The 26,571-nt window shown below is 67.3% G+C and carries 29 protein-coding genes and 1 pseudogene; 16 read left to right on the forward strand and 14 right to left on the reverse strand.

Translation table 11 applies throughout. From position 1 onward, the window contains the following. Positions 1 to 75: 75 nt before the first annotated feature. Complete coding sequence (locus ACFXN1_RS19495; RefSeq protein ID WP_379442461.1) at positions 76 to 840, reverse strand: IclR family transcriptional regulator; 765 nt, start codon at positions 838 to 840, stop codon at positions 76 to 78. A gap of 116 nt (positions 841 to 956) precedes the next feature. Here ACFXN1_RS19495 and ACFXN1_RS19500 point away from each other — a divergent pair, with 116 nt between their 5' ends. The 4 genes from ACFXN1_RS19500 to ACFXN1_RS19515 all read left to right on the forward strand — a co-directional run bounded on the left by ACFXN1_RS19500 (position 957) and on the right by ACFXN1_RS19515 (position 4,422). Beyond that, positions 957 to 1,751, forward strand: coding sequence for a 2-keto-4-pentenoate hydratase (locus tag ACFXN1_RS19500; RefSeq protein ID WP_379442459.1), 795 nt, complete (start codon positions 957 to 959; stop codon positions 1,749 to 1,751). A 23-nt stretch (positions 1,752 to 1,774) separates the two neighbouring features. Then, on the forward strand, positions 1,775 to 2,728 hold the full coding sequence (locus ACFXN1_RS19505) for an acetaldehyde dehydrogenase (acetylating) (RefSeq protein ID WP_379385379.1): 954 nt from the start codon (positions 1,775 to 1,777) through the stop codon (positions 2,726 to 2,728). Further along, positions 2,725 to 3,747 carry a 4-hydroxy-2-oxovalerate aldolase gene (gene dmpG, locus ACFXN1_RS19510; protein ID WP_379442457.1) on the forward strand — a complete coding sequence of 341 codons (1,023 nt, stop codon included), beginning with the start codon at positions 2,725 to 2,727 and terminating at the stop codon, positions 3,745 to 3,747. Before ACFXN1_RS19505 ends, dmpG begins: the two co-directional genes overlap by 4 nt. A 255-nt stretch (positions 3,748 to 4,002) precedes the next feature. Continuing rightward, positions 4,003 to 4,422: a DUF6463 family protein gene (locus ACFXN1_RS19515; protein ID WP_379442455.1), complete on the forward strand. Its 420-nt coding sequence runs from the start codon at positions 4,003 to 4,005 to the stop codon at positions 4,420 to 4,422. Positions 4,423 to 4,766: 344 nt separating this feature from the next. On the opposite strand, the gene ACFXN1_RS19520 is transcribed toward ACFXN1_RS19515, so the two are convergent. Together ACFXN1_RS19520 and ACFXN1_RS19525 are read right to left on the reverse strand one after the other, a co-directional pair. Next, the gene (locus ACFXN1_RS19520) at positions 4,767 to 5,111 is read right to left on the reverse strand and encodes a DUF1152 domain-containing protein (protein WP_379442453.1); all 345 of its coding nucleotides are present in this window, start codon (positions 5,109 to 5,111) and stop codon (positions 4,767 to 4,769) included. Positions 5,112 to 5,151: 40 nt separating this feature from the next. Continuing rightward, positions 5,152 to 5,745, reverse strand: coding sequence for a dihydrofolate reductase family protein (locus ACFXN1_RS19525; protein WP_379442451.1), 594 nt, complete (start codon positions 5,743 to 5,745; stop codon positions 5,152 to 5,154). Positions 5,746 to 5,914: 169 nt separating this feature from the next. On the opposite strand from ACFXN1_RS19525, the gene ACFXN1_RS19530 reads away from it, so the two are divergent. Next, on the forward strand, positions 5,915 to 6,907 hold the full coding sequence (locus ACFXN1_RS19530; protein WP_379442502.1) for a sigma-70 family RNA polymerase sigma factor: 993 nt from the start codon (positions 5,915 to 5,917) through the stop codon (positions 6,905 to 6,907). A 135-nt stretch (positions 6,908 to 7,042) separates the two neighbouring features. Here the strand turns inward: ACFXN1_RS19530 and ACFXN1_RS19535 are convergent, their stop codons facing one another. The 4 genes from ACFXN1_RS19535 to ACFXN1_RS19550 form a co-directional block, all read right to left on the reverse strand. Next, a complete protein-coding gene (locus tag ACFXN1_RS19535; protein WP_379442450.1) occupies positions 7,043 to 7,993 on the reverse strand; it encodes an alpha/beta hydrolase in 951 nt (316 codons plus the stop codon). 106 nt (positions 7,994 to 8,099) lie between these two features. Further along, complete coding sequence (locus ACFXN1_RS19540) at positions 8,100 to 8,756, reverse strand: TetR/AcrR family transcriptional regulator (protein WP_379442448.1); 657 nt, start codon at positions 8,754 to 8,756, stop codon at positions 8,100 to 8,102. Between the two features lie 33 nt (positions 8,757 to 8,789). Continuing rightward, entirely contained in the window at positions 8,790 to 10,349 is a 1,560-nt protein-coding gene (locus ACFXN1_RS19545; protein WP_379442446.1) for a multicopper oxidase family protein, read from the reverse strand. Between the two features lie 99 nt (positions 10,350 to 10,448). Beyond that, a complete protein-coding gene (locus tag ACFXN1_RS19550) occupies positions 10,449 to 10,859 on the reverse strand; it encodes a DUF6153 family protein (protein ID WP_379442444.1) in 411 nt (136 codons plus the stop codon). A 220-nt stretch (positions 10,860 to 11,079) separates the two neighbouring features. On the opposite strand from ACFXN1_RS19550, the gene ACFXN1_RS19555 reads away from it, so the two are divergent. Further along, complete coding sequence (locus ACFXN1_RS19555; protein WP_379442442.1) at positions 11,080 to 12,381, forward strand: MFS transporter; 1,302 nt, start codon at positions 11,080 to 11,082, stop codon at positions 12,379 to 12,381. Positions 12,382 to 12,442: 61 nt separating this feature from the next. Here the strand turns inward: ACFXN1_RS19555 and ACFXN1_RS19560 are convergent, their stop codons facing one another. Next, positions 12,443 to 12,949: a nitroreductase family protein gene (locus tag ACFXN1_RS19560; protein ID WP_379446268.1), complete on the reverse strand. Its 507-nt coding sequence runs from the start codon at positions 12,947 to 12,949 to the stop codon at positions 12,443 to 12,445. Positions 12,950 to 13,215: 266 nt separating this feature from the next. Here ACFXN1_RS19560 and ACFXN1_RS19565 point away from each other — a divergent pair, with 266 nt between their 5' ends. Further along, positions 13,216 to 13,449, forward strand: a complete 234-nt coding sequence (locus ACFXN1_RS19565) for a hypothetical protein (RefSeq protein ID WP_379385046.1) — start codon at positions 13,216 to 13,218, stop codon at positions 13,447 to 13,449. A gap of 25 nt (positions 13,450 to 13,474) precedes the next feature. Next, entirely contained in the window at positions 13,475 to 14,071 is a 597-nt protein-coding gene (locus ACFXN1_RS19570) for a transglutaminase family protein (RefSeq protein WP_379446267.1), read from the forward strand. Positions 14,072 to 14,831: 760 nt separating this feature from the next. On the opposite strand, the gene ACFXN1_RS19575 is transcribed toward ACFXN1_RS19570, so the two are convergent. After that, the gene (locus ACFXN1_RS19575) at positions 14,832 to 17,138 is read right to left on the reverse strand and encodes a glycoside hydrolase family 65 protein (RefSeq protein WP_379446266.1); all 2,307 of its coding nucleotides are present in this window, start codon (positions 17,136 to 17,138) and stop codon (positions 14,832 to 14,834) included. Next, on the reverse strand, positions 17,135 to 17,905 hold the full coding sequence (locus tag ACFXN1_RS19580) for a beta-phosphoglucomutase family hydrolase (RefSeq protein ID WP_379401409.1): 771 nt from the start codon (positions 17,903 to 17,905) through the stop codon (positions 17,135 to 17,137). The genes ACFXN1_RS19575 and ACFXN1_RS19580 overlap by 4 nt, the downstream gene beginning before the upstream one ends. A gap of 135 nt (positions 17,906 to 18,040) precedes the next feature. On the opposite strand from ACFXN1_RS19580, the gene ACFXN1_RS19585 reads away from it, so the two are divergent. The 4 genes from ACFXN1_RS19585 to ACFXN1_RS19600 all read left to right on the forward strand — a co-directional run bounded on the left by ACFXN1_RS19585 (position 18,041) and on the right by ACFXN1_RS19600 (position 21,772). Then, on the forward strand, positions 18,041 to 18,331 hold the full coding sequence (locus ACFXN1_RS19585; RefSeq protein WP_354850629.1) for a hypothetical protein: 291 nt from the start codon (positions 18,041 to 18,043) through the stop codon (positions 18,329 to 18,331). A gap of 14 nt (positions 18,332 to 18,345) precedes the next feature. Then, positions 18,346 to 20,295, forward strand: coding sequence for an aconitate hydratase (locus ACFXN1_RS19590; protein WP_379446265.1), 1,950 nt, complete (start codon positions 18,346 to 18,348; stop codon positions 20,293 to 20,295). A gap of 80 nt (positions 20,296 to 20,375) precedes the next feature. Next, entirely contained in the window at positions 20,376 to 21,335 is a 960-nt protein-coding gene (locus tag ACFXN1_RS19595; RefSeq protein ID WP_379446264.1) for a DoxX family membrane protein, read from the forward strand. A 14-nt stretch (positions 21,336 to 21,349) separates the two neighbouring features. Continuing rightward, positions 21,350 to 21,772, forward strand: coding sequence for a hypothetical protein (locus ACFXN1_RS19600; RefSeq protein ID WP_379463643.1), 423 nt, complete (start codon positions 21,350 to 21,352; stop codon positions 21,770 to 21,772). 6 nt (positions 21,773 to 21,778) lie between these two features. Here ACFXN1_RS19600 and ACFXN1_RS19605 read toward each other — a convergent pair whose 3' ends face one another. Together ACFXN1_RS19605 and ACFXN1_RS19610 are read right to left on the reverse strand one after the other, a co-directional pair. Then, positions 21,779 to 22,549 (reverse strand): RNA polymerase sigma factor SigF, encoded by a 771-nt coding sequence (locus tag ACFXN1_RS19605; protein ID WP_379401405.1) that lies wholly within the window; start codon positions 22,547 to 22,549, stop codon positions 21,779 to 21,781. Between the two features lie 97 nt (positions 22,550 to 22,646). Continuing rightward, on the reverse strand, positions 22,647 to 23,114 hold the full coding sequence (locus ACFXN1_RS19610; protein ID WP_379385065.1) for a DUF6328 family protein: 468 nt from the start codon (positions 23,112 to 23,114) through the stop codon (positions 22,647 to 22,649). Between the two features lie 144 nt (positions 23,115 to 23,258). On the opposite strand from ACFXN1_RS19610, the gene ACFXN1_RS19615 reads away from it, so the two are divergent. Next, positions 23,259 to 23,414, forward strand: coding sequence for a hypothetical protein (locus ACFXN1_RS19615; RefSeq protein ID WP_379401404.1), 156 nt, complete (start codon positions 23,259 to 23,261; stop codon positions 23,412 to 23,414). 313 nt (positions 23,415 to 23,727) lie between these two features. On the opposite strand, the pseudogene ACFXN1_RS19620 reads toward ACFXN1_RS19615, so the two are convergent. Then, positions 23,728 to 23,904, reverse strand: a pseudogene (locus ACFXN1_RS19620) (antitermination regulator); the annotation flags it as partial. Positions 23,905 to 24,059: 155 nt separating this feature from the next. Between ACFXN1_RS19620 and ACFXN1_RS19625 the strand changes: the two are divergent. Beyond that, a complete protein-coding gene (locus ACFXN1_RS19625; protein WP_379446082.1) occupies positions 24,060 to 25,187 on the forward strand; it encodes a glutamate--cysteine ligase in 1,128 nt (375 codons plus the stop codon). Between the two features lie 28 nt (positions 25,188 to 25,215). Here the strand turns inward: ACFXN1_RS19625 and ACFXN1_RS19630 are convergent, their stop codons facing one another. Further along, positions 25,216 to 25,461 (reverse strand): CsbD family protein, encoded by a 246-nt coding sequence (locus ACFXN1_RS19630; RefSeq protein ID WP_379446081.1) that lies wholly within the window; start codon positions 25,459 to 25,461, stop codon positions 25,216 to 25,218. Between the two features lie 289 nt (positions 25,462 to 25,750). On the opposite strand from ACFXN1_RS19630, the gene ACFXN1_RS19635 reads away from it, so the two are divergent. After that, complete coding sequence (locus ACFXN1_RS19635; protein WP_379446079.1) at positions 25,751 to 26,308, forward strand: hypothetical protein; 558 nt, start codon at positions 25,751 to 25,753, stop codon at positions 26,306 to 26,308. Further along, positions 26,305 to 26,559, forward strand: coding sequence for a BON domain-containing protein (locus tag ACFXN1_RS19640; protein WP_379401398.1), 255 nt, complete (start codon positions 26,305 to 26,307; stop codon positions 26,557 to 26,559). Before ACFXN1_RS19635 ends, ACFXN1_RS19640 begins: the two co-directional genes overlap by 4 nt. Positions 26,560 to 26,571 lie beyond the last annotated feature (12 nt).

Raw genomic sequence — 26,571 nt, forward strand, 5'->3', positions numbered from 1 at the left:
CGTTCGATTGATCAATTGATTGATTGATTGAACGATAAGACCGGCTGCGGCAAGGCGTCAAGAGGCGGGGGTGAGTCAGCGGGGATTCGGCCGCGACCGCCGGGCCAGGATGGCTTCCACGCCGACCGCGGCCGCGCGCACCGGACCGATATGTTCGCCGGGGCGAAAACGCGAGGTGGGACCGGTGACCGAGATCGCGGCAAGCTGGCCGCCGACGCCGCGGATGGGGGCCGCGATGCAGGCGATCCCGACCGAGGATTCTTCGTACTCGAAGGCGACGCCGTCTGCGTGCACGCGGTCGAGCTGGGCGCGCAGCAGGCCCGCTCCGACGATCGTGCGCGGGGTGCGGCGGATCAGACGGCCGGACAGGATCCGGTCGACGGTGGACGAATCACAGTGGGCCAGCAGGACCCGGCCGATCGCCGTGCAGTACAGGGGCATTCGACCGCCGACCCGCGATGGCGCGGGCGCCTGGCGGTGGCCGCCGATCTTGCTGAGGTAGACGACCTCGTCGCCGTCGAGTACGCCGAGGTGAACGGTCTCACGGGTGTGGGCGTACAAGTCCTGCATGAACGGGATCGCCACCTCGAGCAGCGCGCTCTCGACGGAGGCGCGCAGGCCGAGTTCGAACAATCCGCGCCCCAGGCCGTAGCCGTCCGAGGACGGGGTGAGCAGGCGCGCCGCGACCAGGTCCTGGCACATCCGGTGCACGGTGGCCTTCGGCAGGCCGGTTCGCCGGGCCAGCTCGGACAGGCCGATCGCGTTGTCCCCGACCTCGAAAGCGTCCAGGATCAACACGATCCGCCCCAGTACCGAGCGCGGATCCAGGCTCGAAGTCATGGGAATGCCTCAATTCCTGCGACCGGTCCACTCACCGGACCGGATTTACTGCGCGGGCCCCGAGGGCCGAGGTGGACTGATCGCCGCCCTCACAGTACGACACCAAGGAGGTTGTCATGTCATCGGTTGTCGACGAGGCGATCGTCGCCCGCGCGGCACGACGTCTGACGGAGGCCACGGCGACCCGCCGCCCCTGCGCGCCATTGCGCGACCTGATCGGCCCGGACGACGTGCGCACCGCCTACCGAATCCAGGAGCACTGCAACGCCATTCGGGCCGGCGCGGGAGCCGAGGTGGTCGGGCGCAAGATCGGCGCGACCTCGGCGGCGGTCCAGCGGCAGTTGGGTGTGGACCAGCCCGATTTCGGAGTCCTGTTCTCCGATATGGCCTTCGCGCATGGCGACGAAATTCCGCTCGCGCGGCTGTTGCAACCGCGGGTGGAGGCGGAGATCGCGTTCGTCCTCGCCGCGGATCTCGCCGACGGGCCGCTCGACGATGCCCAGTGCCGCCGGGCGGTCGGCGCGGCGCTCGCGGCGCTCGAGATCGTCGACAGTCGAATCATCGACTGGGACATCTCGTTCGCCGACACCGTCGCCGACAACGCCTCCAGCGGTGTCTATGTGCTCGGCGCGGAGCAGAAGACCCTCGACGAACTGGAACCGGCCACGGTGACCATGCGCATGGAGATCGACGGCGAGGTGGTGTCGACCGGCACCGGGGCCGCCTGCCTGGGCGATCCACTGCACGCGCTGTCGTGGCTCGCGCGGCAGGCACGGACCTTCGGGAATCCGCTCAGGGCCGGGCAAGTGATCTTGTCCGGCGCCCTGGGGCCGATGCGCCCCGTCCCTGCGGGCGCGGTCGTCGACGTGCAAATCCACGGACTCGGCCAGGTGTCGGCGTCCTTCTCGTGAAAGGTAATCCCTTGAGTGACAGCATTGTTCGCACCAAGGTCGCGATCATCGGATCCGGGAACATCGGCACCGACCTGATGGTCAAGATCCTGCGGCGCTCCCCGGTCCTCGAGACGGCCGCCATGGTCGGCATCGACCCGGCCTCCGACGGGCTCGCGCGGGCGGCGGCCATGAACGTTGCGACGACATCCGACGGCGTGGACGGGCTGCTCCGCATGCCCGGCTTCGACGACATCGACATCGTCTTCGACGCGACATCGGCGAAGGCCCACGAGCACAACCACACTCGGCTCGCACCGCTGGGTAAACGCATGATCGATCTGACTCCGGCCGCGATCGGACCGTTCGTCGTGCCCGCGGTCAATCTCGGCGATCACCTCGACTCCCCCAACGTGAACATGGTGACCTGCGGCGGGCAGGCCACCATTCCGATCGTGGCCGCCGTCTCGCGCGTGACGCGCGTCGCCTACGCCGAGATCGTCGCCTCCATCTCGTCGCGGTCCGCGGGGCCGGGCACCCGGGCCAATATCGACGAGTTCACCGAAACCACCTCGCACGCAATCGAAAAGGTCGGCGGCGCCGAGCGCGGCAAGGCGGTCATCATTCTCAATCCGGCCGAGCCACCGCTGATCATGCGCGACACGGTCTACTGCCTGGTCGACGCCGCCGATACCGGTAGCCACGAGCGAATCCGGGCCTCGATCGAGCAGATGGTCGGCGAGGTCGCGGCCTACGTGCCCGGCTATCGCCTCAAACAACAGGTCCAGATCGACCCGATTCCGTCCGGCGAGCCGGTGCACACACTGCTGACCGACGGCGCGCGCGGCATGCCGACCCACCGTGTCTCGGTGTTCCTGGAGGTCGAGGGCGCCGCGGATTATCTGCCCGCCTACGCCGGGAACCTCGACATCATGACCTCGGCGGCGGTCCGGGTCGCGGAGCGAATCGCGCAGTCGCAGAAGGAGAACGCTCGATGAGCCCGACCAGCCTCTTCATCCAGGACGTCACCCTGCGCGACGGCATGCACGCGGTTCGCCACCGAATCACACCGGAGGACGTCGGCACGATCGTGGCCGCCCTCGACGCCGCGGGGGTGGACGCCATCGAGGTCGCCCACGGCGATGGCCTCGCGGGCGGATCGGTCAACTACGGTCCCGGTTCACACAGTGACTGGGCGTGGCTCGAGGCAGCCGCCGCCAATATCAGCCGGGCCCGCCTGACCACGCTGCTGCTGCCCGGCGTGGGCACGGTCGCGGAGCTGCGCCGCGCCTACGAGCTGGGTGTCCGGTCGGTGCGCATCGCCACCCACTGCACCGAGGCCGATGTTGCCGCCCAGCATATTTCGACGGCACGTGAGATGGGCATGGACGTCGCCGGCTTCCTGATGATGAGCCATATGGCGTCGGCCCCGGATCTGGCCGCGCAGGCGAAGCTGATGGAAAGCTATGGCGCGCATTGTGTCTATGTCACGGACTCTGGCGGCCGACTCACCATGGACGATGTGCGCGAACGCATTCGGGTATACCGCGACACTCTCGACCACGGAACCGAAATAGGCATTCACGCCCACGAGAACCTCTCGTTGTCGGTGGCAAACTCCGTCACCGCCGTCGAACACGGCGCCATCCGCGTCGACGCCTCGCTGGCCGGTCACGGCGCCGGTGCCGGAAACACCCCGATCGAAGCGTTCATCGCGGTCGCGAACTTGCTGGAGTGGCGACACGGCTGCGACGTCTTCGCCCTGCAAGACGCGGCCGACGATCTCGTCCGCCCGCTGCAGGACCGGCCGGTCCGTGTCGACCGCGAAACCCTGACCCTCGGCTACTCCGGGGTGTACTCCAGCTTCCTGCGCCACGCCGAAACCGCCGGCGCGCGTTACGGCATCGACACACGCATCCTGCTAATGGAGGCCGGTCGACGTGGGCTGGTCGGCGGCCAGGAGGACATGATCGTCGACATCGCCCTGACCATCGCCGCAGCAGGGCGTCTCACCTGACGCCGGACATGGTCGGCGGTGTCCAGTAGCCGCAGCCGGATCGCGATCACCGCGATATAGCAGGGTGACGATGCCCCTGCCATCGCGATGGTCGCGATTGACCAATCAACCGAAAGTAAAAGCAGCGCAACATATCTGATTGGCATACCCAATCACAACGTGCCAATCACCACACCCACAGCATCTATAGGGAGCCACATACACGATCGTAAGCTCGGAGTTATACGGTGCCGTATAACTACCTGGAGGTGCGCGATGCAGCAACCCCGTGAGAATCAGATGATCAAGTGGGCAGGCGGCGTTCTCGCATTCATTGGCGCCGGGCACCTGACTGTCGGACTATTGCTCAGTTCGGCGCAGTTCGGGAACTGGCTGTCGCTACAGCTCTGGGGCCACTGGTGGGAAGACACCGAGTCGGCCAACGCCTTCTGGGCGAACCCAGCCGGCTTCGGCCTGCCACTCACCCTCGTCGGCTTGCTCGTGATGTGGATGACCCGGCACGGAATCGTTCCACCCGCCTCCCTGGCCTGGACAGTGCTCGCCTGGGGTGTCGTATGCGCCATCATCGCCGAGCCGACTCCGGCACCCCTGGTGGTGATCACCGCCGCCCTACTCTTGCGCGCCACCCGCAACACCACCAAGGCCGTCGAACAACACCCGATAACAGCCAGCTGAGCAGGTGGCCTCGACCTTACGGTGTCCGCGGCCCTTGCCCCAGATCCGGCCAATGAGTTGGGAACCAACAGAACTCCACTTCCCCAGGCTGCCGCAAACCTAGCGGACCATTTCATCGAATACCTGGCCGACATCGCGGGCGATCCACCCGGACGGGTGCGACTGCCGGAACGCGACGGGCCGCGCGGTGCGGTTCTTCCTCGAATACGACACCGGCACCGAGACCCCTGTCCACCGTCGCGGCGAAACTCGCCGACTACCAGAGCTTCCCGACCGACAGGTTCGGGAACCTGTTGTTCTTGTTCTCAGATACTGCGGTCGCGCCGGTACTTGTGACGCCCCGCCTACGCCGGACAGGGTTGGCGGCGTGCAATAGCCGCAGCCGGATAGCGATCACCGCGAATTAGCAGACGCCGACGCGGGTAGGAGATATAGCCCGCGAGCCGGGGCAGCGGCGAGGTGCCCCGCAACAGAGCCGCCGTCTCCGGGATCTCCGCGACGCCGTCGCGATCGATGAGACCCTCGAAGTCGGCGCGCTCCCGGGGCCCGGGCGCGGGGTCGATCATGAACCGGTCCCACGAGTAGCTCATGATCGCCGCAATTCCCAGCTCCGGCATGGCGGCCGCGAGCATGGCGGCAGTGATGGCATCACCGCCACCACCGGCGGCAATCGCGATCGCAGTGCGCATGACCTCCCGCCAACTGTTCGACGGTCCCCGTCTACAGCCGTCAGCCTTGCACGAATTGGTAGGTGTCGAGCACCAGCCCGTCACCGATCTTTCGTGTGTTGACCAGGTGCAGCGGCTTCCTGTCGCTGGTCTCGTCGAGGATACGCAGGCCGGTTCCCAGCACGACCGGGAAAACTACCAGCCGCAGTTCATCGGCCAGGTTCTGTGCTACAAGTGTGCGCACGAGCTGATAGCTGCCGTAGACCAGGATTTGCCCGTCCACTTGCCGCTTCAGCTCCGAAATCTCTTTTGCCGCATCGCCGTTGAGGACCGTGGTGTTGCTCCATTGAGGATGTTCGAGAGTCGACGACACGACGTACTTGGGGATGCTGTTCATTCTGTCCGCCCACTCGCGGCTTACGCGGACCTCCGCGCCATCGCGCATCCGGGACTCGAACCACTCACCGCTCCGCCTGCCCAGCAGTAGCGCCTCGGCACCCAGCAGTTCCTCCGTCTCGTTGGCGGCCCAGTATTCGAGGTCCTTACCCCCCACGAACTGGTGGAACCAGCCGCCCAGCTTGAAGCCTTCCTGGCCGTCCGGGTCTTGGACCACTCCATCGAGTGTGGCATTGGTGCTGATGACGATCTTTCCCATTTCCGTGCTCCTTTGACAATGTTGTCGGCTATCACTGGTGAAGACGCCCCGGCATCGGAAAAGGGGCGCTCCGCGGCCGCCCCGTTCGCGCCTCGGCCGGCGTCCATACGGGATGGAACTGCACACAAGGAATGAGGTGGCGGGAGTGGAGTTGGCGCGAACGGATCTGATGTCGAGGGCGCAGGCCGGCGACGGCGAGGCATTCCGAGCGCTGACCGAGCCACACCGTCGCGAGCTACAGGTGCACTGCTACCGGATGCTCGGATCGTTTCAGGATGCCGAGGACGCTCTCCAGGACACGATGCTCGCCGCTTGGCGAGGTCTCGAACGATTCGACGGGCGCGCCTCACTTCGCACCTGGCTCTACCGCATCGCCACCAACCGGTGCCTCGACGCGCTGCGCTCTGCTCGCCGGCGTCCTGCAAAGCAGTGGGACATCCCGGGAATCGAACTACCGGAACCCACTGGACTCGGCGAAATCCACTGGCTCGAGCCCTATCCCGACGCCCTTCTGGACGGTGCGATCAGTGTGCCGCTCGGTCCGGAGGCGCGCTACGAGCAAACCGAATCCATTTCCCTGGCCTTTGTGACCGCCCTGCAGATCTTGCCACCTCGCCAGCTCGCCGTCCTCATCCTGCGCGACGTCCTCGGATTCCGCGCGAACGAAGTAGCCGACATGCTGGACACGACCGTCGAATCGGTCAAAAGCGCCCTCAAACGCGCGCGTGCAGGCATGCAGCGCCGATTGCCGGTGACCACTGCCCGCGAGCAGCCGCCTGCCAGCGACTCACCGGCCGAGGACGCGATCGTGGCGAAATTCGTCAGCGCCTACGAATCTGCCGACATCGCCGCGCTGGTGGCTCTGTTGACCGACGACGTCTTCATGTCGATGCCACCGATGCCGCTGGAATACCAGGGCCGAGACATCGTGGCCCGCTTCTTCGCACTCATTTTCGGCTCGGCACAGAGATTCGAACTGGTGCCGACGCGAGCCAACGGTCAGCCGGCCTTCGGGGTCTACCGACACCCCTCCATCGGCATCCACGGATCCGGCCTCTTCGTCCTCACTCTCGCCGGCGACCGAATCGGCGCCATGACCCGCTTCGAAAGCACTGTCCTCCCCATATTCGGCCTGCCGCAATCCCTCCCGAGTGCACAGTAGACCGCCTTCGCTGAGAGTTGGACGCTGATTTGAGCCCGCGCGAGCCGCGGCGCGATGGTCATGCTCGGCGGGGAGGAGCGTTCGGAGCGGGTTGTTGTGTGAAATCGGTTTGGTGACAGTGAAATTCGATACGGGTCAAGGGCGGGTACCGGCTTCGGGCTGGCCGGCCGTGACGTCGTTGGTCGGGCGGGGGGTGTGGAGATGTCGGTGCAGGAAGGACAGTTCTGCTTCGACGGTCTCTTCGTGGGCTTCCAGGTACGTTGCGTAGTGACCGCCGGGTACGCGAACGAGCTCTGACGTCGGGGCTTGGGCGGCGACGCGGAGAGCGGGGCCGGCGAGGGCGGATTGGTCCTGGTTGCAGGCGATGACCAGGAGCGGGCAGTGGATGTCGGAGGCGTGGCGGCCGGGGCGGTAGAGGGCGGTGCGGAGGGCCGAGCGGGCGGCTACGGATTGTTGCCAGGTCGGGTATTTGCCGTGGGGGTCGAGTGCATGCGGCATGTCCGGGGCGTCCGGTGTCGTGAGGGCCGCGACGGTTCCCGGGGCGCCGACCAGGGGAATCAGCAGTGGTGGCCTGCCGGCCAGGCCGGCGGCGATGTCGAGGAGGGCGCGGCCGGCGAAGCGCAGCAGGGCGAGGGGTTTCTGATGGCGAGAGGCATTGCGGGAGATCGCGGGTCCGTCGGCGTGAGGGGATTGGGCGATCGCGGCCGCCACGCCCGGGTGATGCGCCGCGATGTTCAGGACGTGGCCGCCGGACAGCGAGTGGCCCCAGAGGGCGAGCTTGGCGGGGTCGACTTCCGGTAGGGCCGAGGCGAATTCGATGGCGGCCCGCCAGTCGTCGAGTTGCTCGCGGATGCGGACGAGCTGGCGGGGCATGCCGCCGCTTTCGCCGAGGTGCCGATAGTCGAAGGCGAGGACGGTGAATCCGGCCTGATGGAATCGTTCGGCGAAACGGTCGGTGCCGGGCTCCTTGGTGACCGCGATGGCTCCGGCCATGATCACGCAGGCGCCGTTGGCTCCTGGATAGTGCCAGGCCACGCATTCGTCACTGCCGCTGGTGAAGCGACGCTTCTTACGTTCGATGGACATTCGCACACCGGCCTTTCGGTGGGTCCTTTGACATCATGAAGTGAACCACCTGGTTCACTTCATGTCAACGACGAGGACCCCCGCTGTAATACCGTGCGGGACAGAGCTATTCGACGGCCGCTTCTTCCCGGTCCAGGGCGCGGGACAGCGCCTCGAGCCCGGCCTCGGCGCCGGCGGTATCCCCGCTGGTCAGCCAGTCGATCAGGAAGCCACGCAGGGCCGCCAGGATCAGCTCGGCCACCTCCCGCTTCCGGCGCTCCGGCCAGGCCACCGGGCACAGCGAAAGCAACAGCGGCAGATACTGTTTCGAGGCCTCCCGGCCCAGTGCGGCGTGCCGCTGCGGGTCGTACATCGCCAGCCCGATGGCCTGATCGAGAACTCGCAGCCCGGTTTCCGCGTCGACGAGCACCGGCCACAGCGCCCGCACCCGCGCCGACAGCGTCGGTAGCTGCCGGTCGAGTATCGCGAAGGCGGCGCCGATCCGCCTGTCCCGCAATCGCACGATCGCCTGTGCGAGCAGGTCGTCGACGCCGTCGAAGTGGTAGAGCAGCACCTTGTGGGTGGTGCCGGCCGCCCGCGCCGCCCGCCGCAGCGAGAAATCCACCAGGCCGTTGGCCGCGAGATCGTCGGTGACCCGGTCGAGCAGGTCGTCGCGCCGGGCCGTACCACGGGCCGAACCCGTGGATCGCCGGTAGCCCGCGGGCCCCGGAGTGCCGGGCTCGGTGTCCGCTTCCTCGGGCTGGGACGATGTCGTACGGGCCATGCGGATGAACCTACCCGCGGCGGGGCGGCGGGCTCAGCGCACGTAGGACAGGATGCTCATCATGCCCGCTTCTCCGTGGTAGGCGTTGTGGCAGTGCAGCATCCACTGGCCCGGGTTGTCGGCGTCGAGGTCGACTTCGACCGTCTGCATGGGCAGCACGATGGAGGTGTCCTTGCGCGGCCCCGATCCGGCTCGGTTGACGAGCTGGAAGGTGTGGCCGTGCAGGTGCATGGGGTGGTACATCATGGACTGGTTGCGGAAGCGCAGGCGGATCCGTTGCCCCTGGGAGACATTCAGGGCGGTGTGGTCGGGGTAGGCCTTGCCGTTGATGGTCCAGACGTATTTCTTCATATCGGAGCCGAGGGTGACGTCGAGGGTCTGGTCGGGCTGCTTCGCCTGCAGGCGAACCGGTTCCGCGGCGGTGAGGCGATCGGCCGTCAGCGGCGCCACCGCGAGTTCGGCCGGTTGCACGTCGGCCGGGGGTGGGGTGCCGCCGCCGGTGCGGATCAGCGCGAAGCCGCGGCCCGTCTTGCCTTCCGCGGCGGCGACCAGCGGGAAGACGCCGTCCGCCAGTTCGACGATGACGTCGTAGCGTTCGCCCATGCTGATGAGCAGGCTGGAGGTGGTGATCGGCTGCACCGGGAAGCCGTCGGTGTGGGTGACCCGCAACTGATGTCCGCCGACGGCGACCCGGAACGCTGTGTCCGCGGCGGCATTGATGATCCGCAGCCGGATGCGCTGCCCCGGTCGCGCGGTGACGACGGCGGGGTCGCTGCCCAGGCGGCCGTTGATCAGGAAGTACGGGTAGGTGACGTCGCCGGCGTCGGAGCCGAGCGGCGCGTTCGGGTCGGCGGGCGTGGACATTCCGCCCGAGCCCATGGTCATGCCACCGTTGTTCATGCCCGGCATCCCGCCCATGGCCATGCCCGCCATGCCCTTGTCCCGCAGGGCCTGCAACTCCTTGTCCGGGTCACGCCCGTTCACGCCGTCGAGCCAATCGTCCAGCACCACAACGGCTTCGGCGTCGTAGTCGCGGCCGTCGGCCGGATCCTCGACGATGAGCGGCGCGTACATGCCCCGGTCGAGTTGCACCCCGACATGCGGGTGGAAGAAGTAGGTGCCGGAGTCCGGCGCGGTGAACTCGTAACCGAAACTGCCTCCAGCCGCGATCGGCGCCTGGGTGACGTCGGGGACGCCGTCCATATCGTTGCGCAGGGCGATGCCGTGCCAGTGCACCGTGGTCGGAGCCGGGAGCGCGTTGATGACGTTGGCGCGCACCACCTCACCTTTGGCGATGCGGATTTCCGGGCCGGGCACCGTGCCTCCGAAGGCCCAGGTCGGCACCTGTACGCCACCGAGGTCGACGGTGGTCGCCTCAGCGCGCAGCGTCACGTCGCGGACGGTGGCGCCGGCCGTGCGACGCCCGGCCTCCGCGGCCCGGACCGCCTCGGAATCAGGCTGCACGAGGGCGGGTGCGGCTGTCGTGTTCGTCGTGCACGCGGCCAGTGTCGCGGCCGCCGCGGCACCCGCTCCGAGCGCTAGGAATCCGCGCCGGTTCAGCGGCGACGCGAGTGGAAATCGATTGGAGGACATGACTTCTCCCTGGTTGGTCGAATGTGGGGCACGCTGCGCCATGGTCGGCGGCGGCCGGGATCACGAAGTCGGCCGCGACCGCTGGGCGCGGCGGACCTGTCAGATCCGCAGAATCAACAGTTCGGCCAGGGTGGGGACCGTCCACGGCGGCGGACGGGCTCGATGGATTCGCCGGGTCGGGAAGTTCGGTGGGCGGGCGTCACGGGACCGGTCTCCGGCCCAGTGCAGCAGCACAAGGCCGATCACGACCGTCACCGCGGAGAGGACGAAGAATTCGCAGGCGTGGGTGATCCCGTGCCCGCCGGGCTTGTCGCCGTGCATTCCCGCGTCGCGTCCCGGCTGCGGGGCGGAGGGCATTGCCATCGTCGCCGAGGACATCTCGGAACCCGGCGCGTTGTGGTGTGCCGAGAACACACCCGCATGCATGGCGGCGATCCCGAGCAGGAGCGCCAGCACTCCGAGCAGCCGGACGTATCCGGTCACTCGCGGCGCAACGCGCTGATCAGCCACGTCAGCCAGCATAGCCCGACTCGACCCGCCACCCCCTGGGGGTATCTGCCACGCACCTGACGCGCGGTGGCCCGCATCACAGCACGCATACTTGCACATACCCCATAGGGGTATTAACTTCTCCCATGTCGAACCACCCACCGAGGAGCCATGAGATGTGCGAATGCGACTGTCCCCGCCCCCGCGACCCGCCCCAGCCCGTCTCCAGGAAGTGATTCCGATGCGTTCCGCTCCCATGCTCACCTCGCTCCTCCGCAACCGCGACTATCTGCGACTGTTCACCGCCCAGGTCTCCGGGCTCTTCGGTACCGGATTGACCACCGTCGCACTGGGATTGCTCGTCTACGACCTCGCCGGCGGTGCTGCCGCCGCGGTCCTCGGCACCGCGCTCACCATCAAGATGCTCGTCTACGTCACGGTCGCGCCGATCGTGGCCGCGTACGCCGATCGCTTTCCCCGCCGGGCCTTCCTGACGGCCCTGCACCTCACCCGCGCCGCCATCGTCCTGGCACTGCCGTTCATCGACCAGATCTGGCAGATCTACGTGCTCATCGCGGTCCTCCAAACCGCTTCCGCCGCATACACACCCACCTATCAGGCGGTCATCCCCGACATCCTGCCCGATGAGCGGGAATACACCCGGGCGCTCTCGGCCGCGCAGCTGGCCGCCACCATGGAGACCCTGCTCAGCCCGATGCTCGCCGCCGCGGCGCTGACGATCATGAGCTTCCACTGGCTGTTCGTCGGCACCGCCATCGGATTCGCCGTCTCGGCCGTACTGGTCATCGCGACCCGGATCCCGAACGCGACCGCCACCGGCGGAGACTCGTTCCGGGAGCGGATCACGGTGGGCCTGCGGATCTTCGCCGCGACGCCGCGCCTGCGCGGGCTGCTCGGCCTGAACCTGGTGGTGGCCGCCGCGGGCTCGATCATCATGGTCAACACGGTCAACTATGTCCGCGACACCCTCGGCGGCACTCAGACCGGAGTGGCAATGCTGCTGGCGGCCAATGGATTCGGCATCATGCTTGTGGCCCTGTCACTCCCCCGGGTGCTCGACCGCATCGGCGCTCGCCCGGTCATGCTCACCGGCGCGGCCATCCTGCTGGCCGGTCTCGGCGCGGCCATCGCCCTGTCGCTCGCCGGCTCGGGTGACTGGCGGTGGGGCGCGGCCATCGCGGTGTGGGCGACCGTCGGCGCGGGCACCGCCGCGATCCTGACCCCGACCGGCCAGGTGCTGCGCAGCTCCTCGCAACCCGCCGACCGCCCCGCCGTCTTCGCCGCCCAGTTCTCGCTCTCGCACCTGGCCTGGCTGCTCACCTACCCGGTCACCGGATGGCTCACCACCACAACCGGATTCACCACCACCTGGGTGACGCTAGCGGTATTCGCCACCGCGGGAATCACGGTCGCCCACCGGATGTGGCCTCGCCACGACCCGGAGCAGGTAATTCAACTGCACATCGAGCCTCGCCCTCAGGCCACCGCGGACCAACGCCCCGAACTAGCCGCCGCAGCCTGACCATCCCGATCGCCGCGCCGCCCTGCTTCCTGGCTGCGCGGCGGAGTGCAGATATCGACCGCTACTTCCAGGTCAGCAGCTCACCGACCGAGAGCCTGCCGTTCGGAATCGCATTCGGCGCACCCGCCGGCAACGGATCCGGGTACCCGAGGGCGATGGCATGCCGAGGCAGCCATCCCGGCGCGAGCTCGAGCAATTCGGCTGCGCGCGAGACATTCTCGGCGGGATACAGCGTGGTCGGGCAACTGCCGAGCCCCTGTTCGGCGGCGGCCAGACACAGCGACTGGGCCAGCCGGCCCATATCGAACTCGGTGTCGGCGAAGCCGTTGTCCTGCGAGGCCAGGACCAGCACCAGGGGCGCGGCGGCGAGATGGACGGCATAGCCGCCGAGCCGGGACAGCTCACCCCGCGCCGCCGAATCGGTGACGGCGATGAAACGCCAGGGCTGCCGATTGCGCGCGGAGCCGGTCCAGCGGGCCGCATCGACGATGCGCTCGACCACGCGGATCGATACGGGATCCGCCCGAAAATGTCGCACCGCCCGCAGTCCCCGGATCGCTTCATCCACCCGGCAACCCTATAGCCATCCCGCGACCGCCCGTGATCCGCTCTGCCACCCGAAAGCGGGCCGACGCTCCGCCTCAGCGATCGCGTTCTGCTCGCCTACCTAGTCGTTGCGGTACCGTCACCGTTGACGGTGCGCCTCATACCGACCCCGACTACCTCCCTGGAAGCAACGCACCGCCAGATCACCGGATCTGGTGATCCTTCGCAATACCTCGCATCTGCAAACTGCTAGCGCCCGGTCAATCCACCACCGCTCAGGAGGCTGCCATGGAAGACGAAGGTGTCTATCGAGTGCGGTTCAGCGAGTCGTGCAGCGCGACCGCCGCGGAGGCCGCGAAATTCCACGAACTGCTCAGGGCGCTGGGTGGGATGGTCGTGTACGGGGCCTATCCCGGCCCGCTGGTGATCGGTATCGCAGCGGACGCTGCCGGGCACGTCGCGTCCTTCCCGTTCGTCGAATCCGTGGTGTCGGTGACCGACAACTCGGTGGTGAGTGGTTAGCCGACCGCAGCACTAGGGTGTACCGGTGTCCTTCGCACCCGTGTCGACGCACAGCCCCTCGGCCTATCTCGCCGGCGATCCGATCATCGAGGTCGATCACCCGGCGGTCCGGGCACTCGCCCGCGAGATCCGATCGCAGTCCGACAGCGATATCGACTGCGCCCGAAGGGCATTCGAGTGGGTACGGGATGAGGTCGCGCACTCCTACGACGCGCGGGACTCCCGTGTGACCCTGCGCGCCTCGGAAGTGCTCGATCAGCGTGTCGGCCTCTGCTACGCGAAGTCCCACCTGCTCGCCGCGATCCTGCGCGGGCAGGGCATCCCCACCGCGCTGTGCTACCAGCGGCTCACCCACGGCGACGGGCACGTCCTGCACGGCCTCGTGGCGGTTCATCTCGACGGCGCCTGGCATCGTCAGGACCCGCGCGGAAACCGGGCGGACATCGCCGCCGAATTCTCCCTCGGCACAGAACGACTCGCCTTCCCGGTCGACCCCCAGCTCGGCGAGGTCGACTACCCGCGCCTGTTTCTCACGCCGCCAGAGGTCGTCGTCGATGCCCTGCGGCAGGCGACCGACATCCTCGCCATCTACGACGCCGGTCTGCCGACACAGCTGCGGTGACTCGTCCCGGGCTAGCGGCTTACATACCGGTCGGTCTATGTAGGCTGAACTCGCTCCGAGACCACAGTCACCACCCTCGCCGACGGACACCGCGCCGGCCGCCTCGTGGGCTTCTCCACACAGGTCAGCATCGAGCCGCGACGATCCGATCCTGACGGCCACGGCCGGCTGGTTTGTCGGTGAGATCCTCGACCATGCCGATTTCGGCGACCACATCGGCTTCCTTCTCGCCCCCACCGCAGCCCGACCACCCACGCCCGGCACTCCTTCGCTCCGCTACGGCGCGGTCGCCGGCCTCATCCCCGGCAACCAGCCCTGACACCGCATCGACACGTTCGGCAATCGCGCGGCCGGAGTGGACCGGCGGTTCACCGCTCGGCCCGGTGCTCCGGCGCGATCGGGGATGTCCGAACCCTGCGGGCGGGTGGCCGGCAGTTGTTTGCCCAGCTCGCCGCCCGTGCGGCTCTCGGTCTGGGCGCGGCGGAAGTGGTTCCCTTCCGCCGAGTGTTCGTTTCGACTCCCCGCGTGCCGCTTACCCTCGCCCGTGCCGGGTAAGCGGGCGGTATGGAACTTGTACATCTCGATCTCCGTGCCGGACCGAACGCCGTCCCGGTTCCGCCGATACGGCCGTCGGAACCGATCCCGCCGGTGGAGCCGGGGCAACCCATCCCGGAACCCGCGCCACCCGTGCCCTTCCCTGCACCCGGACCACCGATTCCGGCGCCGCCGGATCCGCTTCCGGAGCCCGGGCCATCGGAACCTATTCCGCAGCTGCGCCCGCGGCTGCGGTCGGGTTGGGCAGCTCTAGCGGGCTGTCGGTCAGGGTGATGCGCCGGCCGTGGTGGGTCAGGGTGACGCTGTCGCCGGATTCGAGTCGATAGGTGGTCGATTCGGCGGTGATGTCGACGGATATCCGGCTGCCGTGCCACAGGATTCGGAAGCACAGCCGGTGCAGCTGCTCCGGAAGGCGCGGGGCGAAGCCGAGGTCGCCGTCGTGGTCGCGCATGCCGCCGAAGCCGCCGACACAGCCGATCCAGGTGCCCGCGAGCGAGGCGATGTGGATGCCCGCGGCGACGTCGTGGTGCAGGTCGTGCAGGTCGGTGAACGCGGCCTCGCGGAAATAGTCGTAGGCGAGCGCGAGGTGACCGACCTCGGCGGCGAGGACGGCTTGGACGCACGCCGACAGTGAGGAATCGCGGACGGTCAGCGGGTCGTAGTACTCGAAGTTGCGAAGCTTCTGCTCACTGCTGAAGGCGTTGGGGCACAGGTACATTGCCAGTACGAGGTCGGCCTGTTTGACCACCTGCTGGCGATACAGATCGAAATACGGGTAGTGCAGCAGCAGTGGATAGTTCTCCGGCGGAGTGGCGGCGAAATCCCACGGGGCGTACCGGGTGAACCCTTCGGACTGCTCGTGCACCCCGAGTTCGTCGTTGTAGGGCAGATACATGGAGTCGGCACAGTGCCGCCAGCGGGTGCGTTCCGCGGGCTCCGCACCGAGTCGTTCGGCCAGATCGGGCCGCCGCGTACAGGATTCGGCGGCCTCGCGCAGGTTCCGGGCCGCCATCAGATTGGTGTAGACGTTGTTGTCGGCCAGGGCGGAGTACTCGTCGGGACCGGTCACGCCGTCGATGCGGAAGTCCCCGGCCGAGTCCTCGTGGCCCAGGCTCACCCACAGCCGTGCCGTCTCGACCAGCAGCTCGACACCGCATTCGGTCTCGAACTGCTCGTCGCCGGTCGCGGCCAGGTAGCGGGCGGTCGCGTCGGCGATATCGGCATTCACGTGCACGGCCGCGGTGGCGGTCGGCCAGTACCCGGACGCCTCCTCACCGTTGATCGACCGCCACGGGAACATCGCCCCGGCCTGCCCCAGCTCCCGGGCCCGCTGCCGCGCCTGCCCGAGGATCGAATGCCGCCAGCGCAGCGCGTCACCCGCCGCCATCGGCATGGTGTACGTGAGCACCGGCAGCACAAAGGTTTCGGTGTCCCAGAATGCGTGACCGTCGTACCCGGGACCGGTGAGGCCCTTCGCGGGAATCGCCCGCGCCTCACCGCGCGCACCCGCCTGCAGCACATGGAACAACGCGAATCGCACCGCCTGCTGCAGTTCGGGAGGGCCGTCCACTTCGATGTCGGCCTGCGCCCAGAAGTCGTCGAGGTATTCGCGCTGACGGTCGAGCAGCTGGTGCCAGCCGATCTGCAGCCCGGCCGCGAGCGCGGCCTCCACCTGGGCCCGCAGCGCGGACGCCGAGCGCCGCGCCGACCACCCGTAAGCCAGAAACTTGGTGAGGCACAGGCGATCCCCCGCGGGCACGCCCGCGGCGATCGTCATCCGGGCGAGGTCGTCCTCGGCGTGCACATCGCAGCGGGTGGCCACCCTGACATCGAACTCGTGGTCCATCGCGGCCGCCATACGCAGCTGCGACCGCCGGGTGTGATGGACCAGCACCGCGAAGAGGTCGCGCGCCACGGCGCACTCCCCCACGAGCGGGTGATCGAGCGCCGCGGCCAAGCGGGGATCGTCCGGTATCGCCGGCATCGGTTCATTGGCGAGCAGATCCGACTGCACGACCACCTCGAGATCACCATCGAGCGGCTCGACCTCGTAGCGGATCGCCGCCACCGCCCGCTCGGTGAACGACACCAGGCGCTCCGAGCTGATCCGCACGTTTCGGCCGGTCGGCGACGTCCACACGGTGGAGCGGCGCAGGGTGCCGGACCGGAAGTCCATGACGCGCTCGTGCTCGACCGTATTGCCGTAGCGCAGATCCATCGGCTCATCCTCGACGAGCAATCGGATGATCTTGCCGTCGGTCACATTGACGACCGTCTGGCCCTCCGCCGGATAGCCGTATCCGGCTTCGGCGTACGGCATCTTCCGGGATTCGTAGAAGCCGTTGAGGTAGGTGCCCGGTTTGCCGACCGGTTCGCCCTCGTCGAGGGTGCCACGCAGGCCGATGTGCCCGTTGGACAGCGCGAAGATCGATTCGGTGCGCTGCAGCGCATCGAGATCGAGCCCGCACCAACGCAACTCCCAGGGCGCTACCTCGAATCTCGCATCGCTCATGAGGATTCCTGCAAGTCGGCCAGGTCGTGGACGACGACGTCGGCTCCGGCCCGGTACAGCTGATCGGTATGGTCCGGGTCGCCGGTGCGGTCGACGCCGACGACGAATCCGAACGCGCCCGCGCGCCCGGCCTCCACTCCGGCGACCGCGTCCTCGAATACCGCCGAGCGCCGGGGATCGACGCCCAGGGCGTCCGCGCCCGCCAGGAATCCATCGGGTGCGGGCTTGCCGGGCAGCTCACGCTCCTCGAACGTGTTCCCGTCGATGCGGATCTCGGCATAGCGATCCAGGCCGGTGGCGGCCAGCACCGCAGCGGCGTTCGCCGACGAGGAAACAATGCCGATGCGCAGTCCGGCCTGCTGCACAGCGGTAAGATAGTTCACCGACCCGGGGAAGGCGTGCACGCCTTCTCGTTCGATCAGCGTGTGCACGAGCTCGTTCTTCTTCTCACCGATACCATGCACGGTCTGCGCGTCGGGACCGTCTTCGTCGGAGCCCTCGGGCAGCTCGATGTCCCGCGACTTCAGGAATTCGCGTACCCCGTCCAACCGAGGTCTCCCATCCACGTACAGTTCGTAGTCCCGCTCCGAGAAGGGCTGGAATCCAGCGCCGCAGCGCTGGTGCAGAAAGTCGTCGAAAGCGCTCTTCCACGCCTGCTCGTGCACCCCGGCGGAGTCGGTCAGCACGCCGTCCATGTCGAACAACACCGCGCTGATCGCACCCGGCAGCCCCAGGCGGGTCCCGGTGTCCCGGTCGTCGTGGTCCATACCGGTGCCGTACCCGCGGCAACCCCGAACAAACACGATTTCCCCGGCGCGAGATGTTTCGCGGTGATTCTCCCGGTTACTCGACCGACTGCCGGCAGTCCGGCCGGCGCTCACGACAGCGGAAAGGCGAAAACCATGCTGATGCTCACCCCCACTGCCGTCGAGGCAGTTCGCGATATCACCTCCGGAGACGGCGCGCCGCAGGACGCCGGACTGCGGATCTCCACCCCCGATGACGCCCAGAGCTTCCACCTGGCCGTCGCCGCCGAGCCGTCGCAGGACGACGAGGTGCTGACCGCCGAGGGAGCCCGCGTCTTCATGGACCGCAAGGCCGCCGAATTCTTCGACGACAAGATTCTCGACGCCGGCCTCGACGCGAAGGGTAATGCCACCTTCGTGGTCGGACCGCAGGCCGCCACCTCCTAGACCCGTCCACGACCATGTCGGCGAATCTGGCTCGAAAACTGATCGAGTCGCACCTGGTGTCCGGTGCGATGACGCCGGGCGCGGAGATCGCGATCAGGATCGACCAGACGCTGACCCAGGACGCCACCGGCACCTTGGTGATGCAGGAACTCGAGGCCTTGAACCTCGAGCGGGCGCGCACCGAGGTCAGCGTTCAGTACGTCGACCACAATCTGCTGCAGACCGATGAGAAGAACGCCGAGGACCACGAGTATCTCCGGACGGCCGCCCAGCACTTCGGCCTGTGGTTCTCCAAAGCGGGCAACGGTGTATCGCACCCGACGCACATGCAGCGGTTCGGTATACCGGGCAAGACGCTCGCGGGTTCGGATTCGCACACTCCGGCGGCCGGTGCGCTGGGCATGCTGGCCATCGGGGTAGGCGGATTGGAAGTGGCGCTGGCGATTTCGGGTCGGCCGCTGCACCTGAGGATGCCCGAGGTGTGGGGTGTCCGGCTGGAAGGCGAACTGCCGCAGTGGTGTTCGGCCAAGGATGTGATTCTCGAGATGCTGCGCCGCCACGGCGTGAGCGGCGGGATCAACCGCATCATCGAGTATCACGGCCCGGGCCTGTCGAGTCTGTCGGCGATGGATCGCCATGTGATCGCGAACATGGGCGCCGAACTCGGGGCCACCACAACGGTATTCCCGAGCGACGCGGCCGTGCAGGCCTTCCTCCGCGAGGAGGGACGCGAGAACGATTGGGTCGAGCTGGCCGCGGATGCCGACGCCGGTTACGACCTCGAGGACGCGATCGACCTGTCCACCGTCGAGCCCCTCATCGCGAAGCCGTCCTCGCCCGGCAACGTGGTGCGGGTGCGCGAGGTCGCGGGCACCGATATCGCGCAGGCGGTGATCGGCTCCAGCGCCAATCCCGGCCTGCGCGATTTCGCGATCGTGGCGGCCATGGTGGCCGGTCGGCAGACCGTGCCACAGGTCAGTTTCGACGTGAACCCCACCTCGCGGGAGATCCTCACCGATCTGACCGCGATGGGGGCCGTCACCGACCTGGTGGCCGCCGGGGCCCGCATCCACCAGGCCGGATGCCTGGGCTGCATCGGCATGGGCCAGGCGCCGGCCGTAGGTCGCAACTCGCTGCGCACCATGCCGCGCAACTTCCCCGGGCGCTCGGGCACCAAGGAGGACTCGGTCTGGTTGTGCTCGCCGGAAACCGCCGCGGCGTCGGCGCTCACCGGCGTGATCACCGATCCACGGGAGTGGGCGCGCACCGTGCGCATGGACTATCCGAAGCTCGACCTGCCCGCACGCGCCGCGATCAACACCATGATGCTGGTCGCCCCACTGGATCCGGAACAGGCCCGGCAGGTGCGGCCGGTGAAAGGGCCCAATATCTCCAGCCTGCCGCCCCTGGCCCCGCTGCCCGAACGGATCGAGGCGCCGGTGCTGCTGAAGGTCGGCGACAATATCTCGACGGACGAGATCTCCCCCGCCGGAGCACGGGCCCTGCCCTTCCGATCCAACATCCCCAAGCTGGCGATGTTCACCTTCACCCAGATCGACGAGACCTATCCGGAACGGGCACAACGGGTTTCCGAATCCGGCCATCTGATCGTCGGCGGCGAGAACTACGGTCAGGGCTCCTCGCGCGAGCACGCCGCGATCACCCCTCGCTACCTCGGGCTGCGAGCGGTCATCGCCAAATCCTTCGCCCGCATCCACTGGCAGAACCTGGCCAACTTCGGTGTCCTGGCACTCGAATTCGTCGATCCCGCCGACTACGACGGCATCGACCGTGACGACTTCCTGCGCATCGACGATCCGGGCGAGATCGCACACAGGACGACATTGCAGGTGCTCAACATGAGCAAGGAAACGACTTTCACCGTCCGGCATCGTCTTTCGCCACGACAGGTACAGGACATCCTGGCCGGCGGCCTGATACCCCGCCTGGCGCAACGCGCATGACCGACATGGAAGGGAGGAGTTCCGGGAACAGCGACAACGTCGAGCCCATGTAAGGCAAGTCTTCCGGAAAGGAGTCCACCATGCTGCGGCGAATTGCCCACCCCATGCTCGCGACCGTCTTCGTCGTCGACGGAATCGACACTCTCACCAATCCGGATCCCCGGGTCAAGACCGCGAACGCCGCGGTGCAGAAGGGCGAACAGAAGCTCCCGCCACAGCTGGCGAAGTACCTGCCCGACGATCCGGGGCGTGTGGTCCGGATCAATGCGGCGGTCCGCATCGGCGGCGGTGTGCTGCTGGCGCTCGGGAAGCTGCCGCGGCTGTCCACCGCGGTGCTCGCCGCGACCGTGGTCCCCGCGGCGCTGTCCGAACCGGGATACTGGACCGAGGAGGACCCGGAGCGGCGTGCGGCGAAACGCACTGCGCTGCTGAAGGATGTGAGCCTGCTGGGCGGCCTGCTCATCGCCTCCACCGATCGGCGGGGCAAGCCCTCGCTCGGCTGGCGCGGCCGTCGCGCTCTCGACAAGCTCCACTCGGAAACCGGCCCGGCCCATGATCGCGTCGCCCAGTTCGCCGATGCCGCGAAGGAACACGGACCGGAACTGGCCGCGACGCTCCGGGAGCAGGGCGAACGCCTCGCCGAGTCCGCCCGCGAGCATGGTCCCGAACTCGTTGCGGCAGTGCGCGATCGGGGTGAGCGCCTCGCCGAGGCCGCACAGCACCGCGGCGAACAGCTCGCGGAGACCACCCGTGATGTCGGCGCCCAGTGGGGCAGGACCGCCTCCGATCGCGGCGGCCAACTCCTCGAGGCGGCGCGTGAGCACGGCGGCCACCTCGCCGAGAGCGCACGGGAACACGGCGGGCCGCTCGCGGAGACCGTACGGGAGCACGGGGCACAGCTCGCCGGAACAGCGCGGGAGCAGGGTACGCAGCTGGCCACCACCGCGCGCGAGCGCGGCGGGCGGCTCGCACGGGCCGCGCGGGAACGCGGCGAGCGGGCGGCGGACGCGGCTCGCGACGCCGCCGGCCGGACACGATGACGGGAGCCGACAACATGACGTCTCAGCACGTCGTATCCCGAACGGCCCGAACGGGTTTGTGGCTGTGCGCGGCGGCGACGGCGGTCGCCGTCGCCGCCGGCTGCGCGAACAGCACCGCACCGGGCGTTCCGGGAACGCAGCCCTCCGGGCAGTCGTCCGGTGGGCCCACCATCACCGCGGATGCCGCGAAGCAACTCTGCGACATGATCCGATCCGAGGTCGACAAGTGGCGCGCCGACGGCCCCACCGAGGCACGGCTGAAATTCAATGCCACCGTTCAGGATTGGGCGTTGCGCAACAACGGCGTGAATTTCGCGGTGATGCGCAATCGCTCGGTCATCGACCAGACCACCATCGCCACCTGCCCGGACGTCCACGACGCGGCCGTGCAGGCGATCCAATTCCCGGACCTGGCTTCGGGATTGGTCGGCTTCTGAGGGATCTCAGTTCGCGAGGGATTCGTCGCGGAGCTGCCCGAGCGTCTTGGTCAGAATGCGCGATACCTGCATCTGCGAGACGCCGAGGCGTGCGGCTATCTGATTCTGGGTCATCGAGTCGAAGAATCGCATCACCAGAACCCGGCGCTCGCGATCCGGCAGCTCGGCGATGAGCGGACGGACCGCGAGGAGCTGGTCCACGTGTTCGTAGCCGGTCTCTTCGGCCCCCAGCGCGTCCAGCATCGCCAGCGGAGTGTTCTCCCCGTCATCCGGGCAGGCCGCTTCCAATGAGGCGCTCTGGTAGGCGTTGGACGCCAGCAGCGCCTGGGTCAGCTCTTCCGGATCGACCTCCAGCTCGGCGGCCAGTTCGCGGGCCTTCGGCATCCGGCCCAGGCGCTGCGCCAAGGTCTCGATGGCGGTACCGAGCCGGATCTGGGTCTCCTTGATTCGCCGCGGCACCCGCACGGCCCAGGTGCTGTCACGGAAGTAGCGGCGGACCTCACCCATGATGGTCGGGACCGCGAAGGACAGGAAGCGGGAGCCGCGATACACATCGAAACGATCGATGGATTGGATCAGCCCGAGCCGTGCGACCTGGAGCAGGTCTTCGAATGCTTCGCCGCGGCCGGAAAACTTGCGTGCGATGTGATCGGCCAGCGGCAGGCAGCGATCTATCGCTTCCTCTCGCAAAGCATTTCGCTCGGGAGCATCGGTTTCGACGGCGACGGTCAGTTGTTTGAGCAGCGGCTCGATATCGTCGTAGCTGTCACCCGTCATCGGAATCACCCCATATTCGGCTGAACTGCATGAAGAAGGGGTACCCAGTCCACGCACCATTGAACGCCTTCTTCGCAATTGGCCGCAAATTACCAGGTCAGGCGCTTTTGCCACGGTGCTGATGCCAGGGGTGCACCACCCATATCGCCGCGAACAGCGAGCCGAATACGATTCCTGCCACAATCCCCGCCCAGGTCCCGCCGACGGTGTCGAAAATGAGCACGGCCACCCCGGTGAGTGCGATACCGAATAGTCCCAGCCCCACGATGGCGTAACGGTGAGCGGCATTCACGACGTTCTCGATCCGATGCCGCCGGAACAACATTCGATGCGCAGCGACCGGCGCCACCAGGCAGATGGTGGCACCGATCGAAGCGGCGACGATCACCAGATACAGCACACGCAATGGCTCGGACAGCGTTCCGAACCGATTCTGGAACGGGATCGTCAGCAGGAATCCGGTCAGCAACTGCACACCCGTCTGCACCACCCGCAACTCCTGCATCAGGCTGTTCCAGTTCCGATCCAGCTGCTCGGTAGCGGTTTCATTCCGGCCGCCTCTCATTAGACCCGATTACCCGCGACCACCGGGATCAAGCGCTGCGGCAGCAGATATTTCGCCGCTCAGCAAAATTTCGGTAACCCGAGTTTGAGCGCCCGTCCGCCGGGAACAGCATGAATGTATCAATCGCCCGACAAAGGAATAATCATGATCATCCTGGGCCTCATTCTTCTGATCGTGGGAATTGTTTTCGGCCTCTCGATCCTGACGACCATCGGCGTCATCCTGATGCTCGTCGGCGCAGCGGCCTGGCTGCTCGGCATGGTCGGCCGCCCGATCGGCGGACGCTCCCACTATTGGTGATCCACCGTTCGCCGCAGGACATTTCGTAAAGACAGACGAACACATGCGGCCGGTGATCGCCCACCTCAGCGCAACACCCGACATCCCCTGACCTCTTCGAGTTCGCTTGCAGGTCAGGGGATACCAGCCTTCGACGAATGGCGTGGATCGAACACGTTCGTGGAGTGTCAGCAGCAGATGGTCGAACCTCGTCCGCAGCCCGGCACTCGAATCGGCGATCGAAGGCGGATCCGCGACCAGCTGGGTCGCGAGCAGGCGGCAATTTCATGTTGGTTTTCTGAGACCGCCAGATCAGAATGCGAAACGCCTGATCCGGACTGATGCCGTAGACGAGCATGAGCGCGCCCTTGGCCTGCTCGACCACCGCTCGCGCGGCGTACAATTCCAGCAGCCGGTCGTCGAGAGTCTCCTGGCCGTGCTCGGCGAGCGTCTCGGTCATGTCCATGTAGCACCCGGCAGTTCCGACCACCCGCCCTGCTTCGTCGAGCATTTGATCACCCACGACCAGCACGTCGTCCAGATTCGGGCAGTCGCGATATTTTCTGCTCTCTCGACGACCGGATGCCCCGTCAAGTACCGGCCCAACAGGGCCGTTCCATGGTGTTCCGGACGAGCAACACGGGACCCGCGAGTAACCTCATGGCAATGGACGCGGCACTGTCGACCGTCGGCGTTGAGGAAGAATTCCTGCTTGCGGACCCTGTGACGGGTGCGCCCGCCGCGAACAACGCAGAGGTGGCACGGACCGCCGCCGAGAGCGGGATCGACCTGAAGCTGGAACTCACCCGATGCCAGGTGGAGACCAATACCCGCGTGCACACCAGCACTGCCGAGTTGATGCAGGAATTGCGCGCGTTACGTCTCGGTGTGACATCCTGCGCCGAGCAGAACGGCGCTCGCTTGCTCGCGGTGGCCATTCCGCCGACCGTTCCGCACCAGTTCCCGTTCACCGACACACCCCGCTACCGGCGCATCGAGCAAAATTTCGGCCTGCTCGCCCATGAGCAGGGGCTCTGCGGCTGCCATGTCCACGTCGCGGTTCCGGATCGCGAAACAGCCCTCCAGGTCAGCAATTTCGTGCGCCCCTGGTTGCCGCTGTTCCTGGCACTGACCGCGAATTCCGCGATCTACCGCAGCGTCGACAGCGGGTTCGCCAGTTGGCGAAACATTCTGTGGCAACGCTGGCCCAGCGCCGGGCCTCCACCCTATTTCGCGTCGACGGAGGATTACGACGCCCTGGTCGCCATGATGATCTCGAGCGGCTCCATTCTCGACGAGACGATGGTGTATTGGGACGTCCGTCCGTCCTTGAACTATCCGACCGTCGAGATCCGGGTCAGTGACATCCCTGCCACGGTCGAGGAGACCGCGCTGCTCGCCACCCTGGTGCGAGCCACCGTAATGACCGCGCGAAATTCATTGGAGCAAGGGATCATCGCACCCCCGGTCCGGCATGAATTGCTGCGCGCGGCGTACTGGAAGGCTGCTCGTACCGGCATCGACGGCAACGGTGTCTACCCTATGAACGGCAGTGTCATGCCCGTTCGCGCGCTACTCGCCGAACTCGTCGATCACGTCGGGCCGGCACTCGAGGAGTTGGGTGACCGCGACTTCGTCACCAGCACCCTCCGGACCGTTCTCGCCCGCGGCAATGGCGCGCGTCGCCAACTCGGGGCCTTCCGGATACGTCGAGACGTCGGCGATGTCGTCACCGAGTTGGCGAATGCCACCCTGGAGGGTTGCCACCGGCACCCCGTCAACCTGCCTACCTGAGAAAGCAGTTGGGATCGGCCACGATCCGTCACCGATTCTGCTGCGCCCGCTGACGCGCTTCCTGGGCCTGGGCCAGGGCACGGTCCTTCTCGGCCTGGGCCTCCCGCTTGGCGGCGTCGCGCTGGGCTTGGGCCTTGTCCTGCTGAGCGCGGCCCTCCTCGCGCAGCCCCTCGTTGCCGAAAACCTTGCCCGCGGCCTCCTTGGCCGCGCCCTTGACGCCCTCGACCACGCCTTCGACGCCTTCCCGGGCTCCGCTCTTCTCGTGCTCGGACATGGGATGTACCTCCGTCTGTCTGATTGCAGGGACATTCGGGACCTACCCGAGGGTTCCGAGCCGAAACGGGCTGTCGGCCACATTGTTTCGAGTCCAGGGGACAGGGCAACCGATGGTCGGGCCGTCCGGGGCCGGTCGCTACTGTGCGAGCCCGTATGGCGCGACGGGGCGGTGATCGGCGTGCTGACTGCGGCGAACGGTGAAACGGCTTCGGCCCGACCGACCGCACCGCCGAGGAATCGGCGGTCGAGCAGTGATTGATCGAGGCCGCAGTGGGTATCGCGCCACTATGGCGACCTCCGTCGACAAACTGCTGCACGCGCTGACCAGGGCGGTGAACACGCTCGCGCAGACCGATATCCGATTCGCGGTGGCCGGTGGCTGCGCGGCGTACGCCCGCGGCGGTCCGGCATCCGAACACGATGTGGACCTGTTCATCAAGCCCGCCGATGTCTCGCGGGCCCGCAGCGCCCTGGTCGCGGGCGGTTTGCGCGTCGCCGACGCCCCGGAGGACTGGCTCACCAAGGCATACGACGGGGACGTCCTGATCGACCTGATCTACCGCCCCAGCGATCGCGAGGTCACCGACGAGATGTTGGATCGCGCCGAGGTCATGCGCGTCGGGTCCGCGGTGGCGCCGGTCATCAGCGGCACCGATCTGATGATCGACAAGATGCTGGTGTTCGACGCGCACCGGCTGGATCTGGCGCCGCTGCTCCGGATCGCCCGGGACCTGCGTGAGCAGGTCGACTGGACCGAGGTGCGCATACAGACCCGGCACTCGCCCTACGCCCGCGCATTCCTCGGCCTGCTGGCCGACCTCGAGGTGATCGGAGTGCCGTCATGAGCGAATTCCCGCAATATGACACGGCGCACGTGCATCGAGCGCTGGCCGAGGATCCCCGGACCTCCGAACTCGGCGTCCAGGTGCGGCTCCAGGCCGGCATCGTGGTGCTGACCGGCGCGGTGGCCACCGAGGAGCGCCGGCGGCAGGTGGAACTCGTTGTACGCGAACAACTTCCCGAATCCCGAATCCGCAACGAGGTCCGCGTGACCCCGCCGAGGACGCCCGGGACCATCGAAACGCTCGGGACCTGACCCGGGAAAGGA

This window comes from Nocardia sp. NPDC059154, from assembly GCF_042755705.1.
Lineage (GTDB): Bacteria > Actinomycetota > Actinomycetes > Mycobacteriales > Mycobacteriaceae > Nocardia.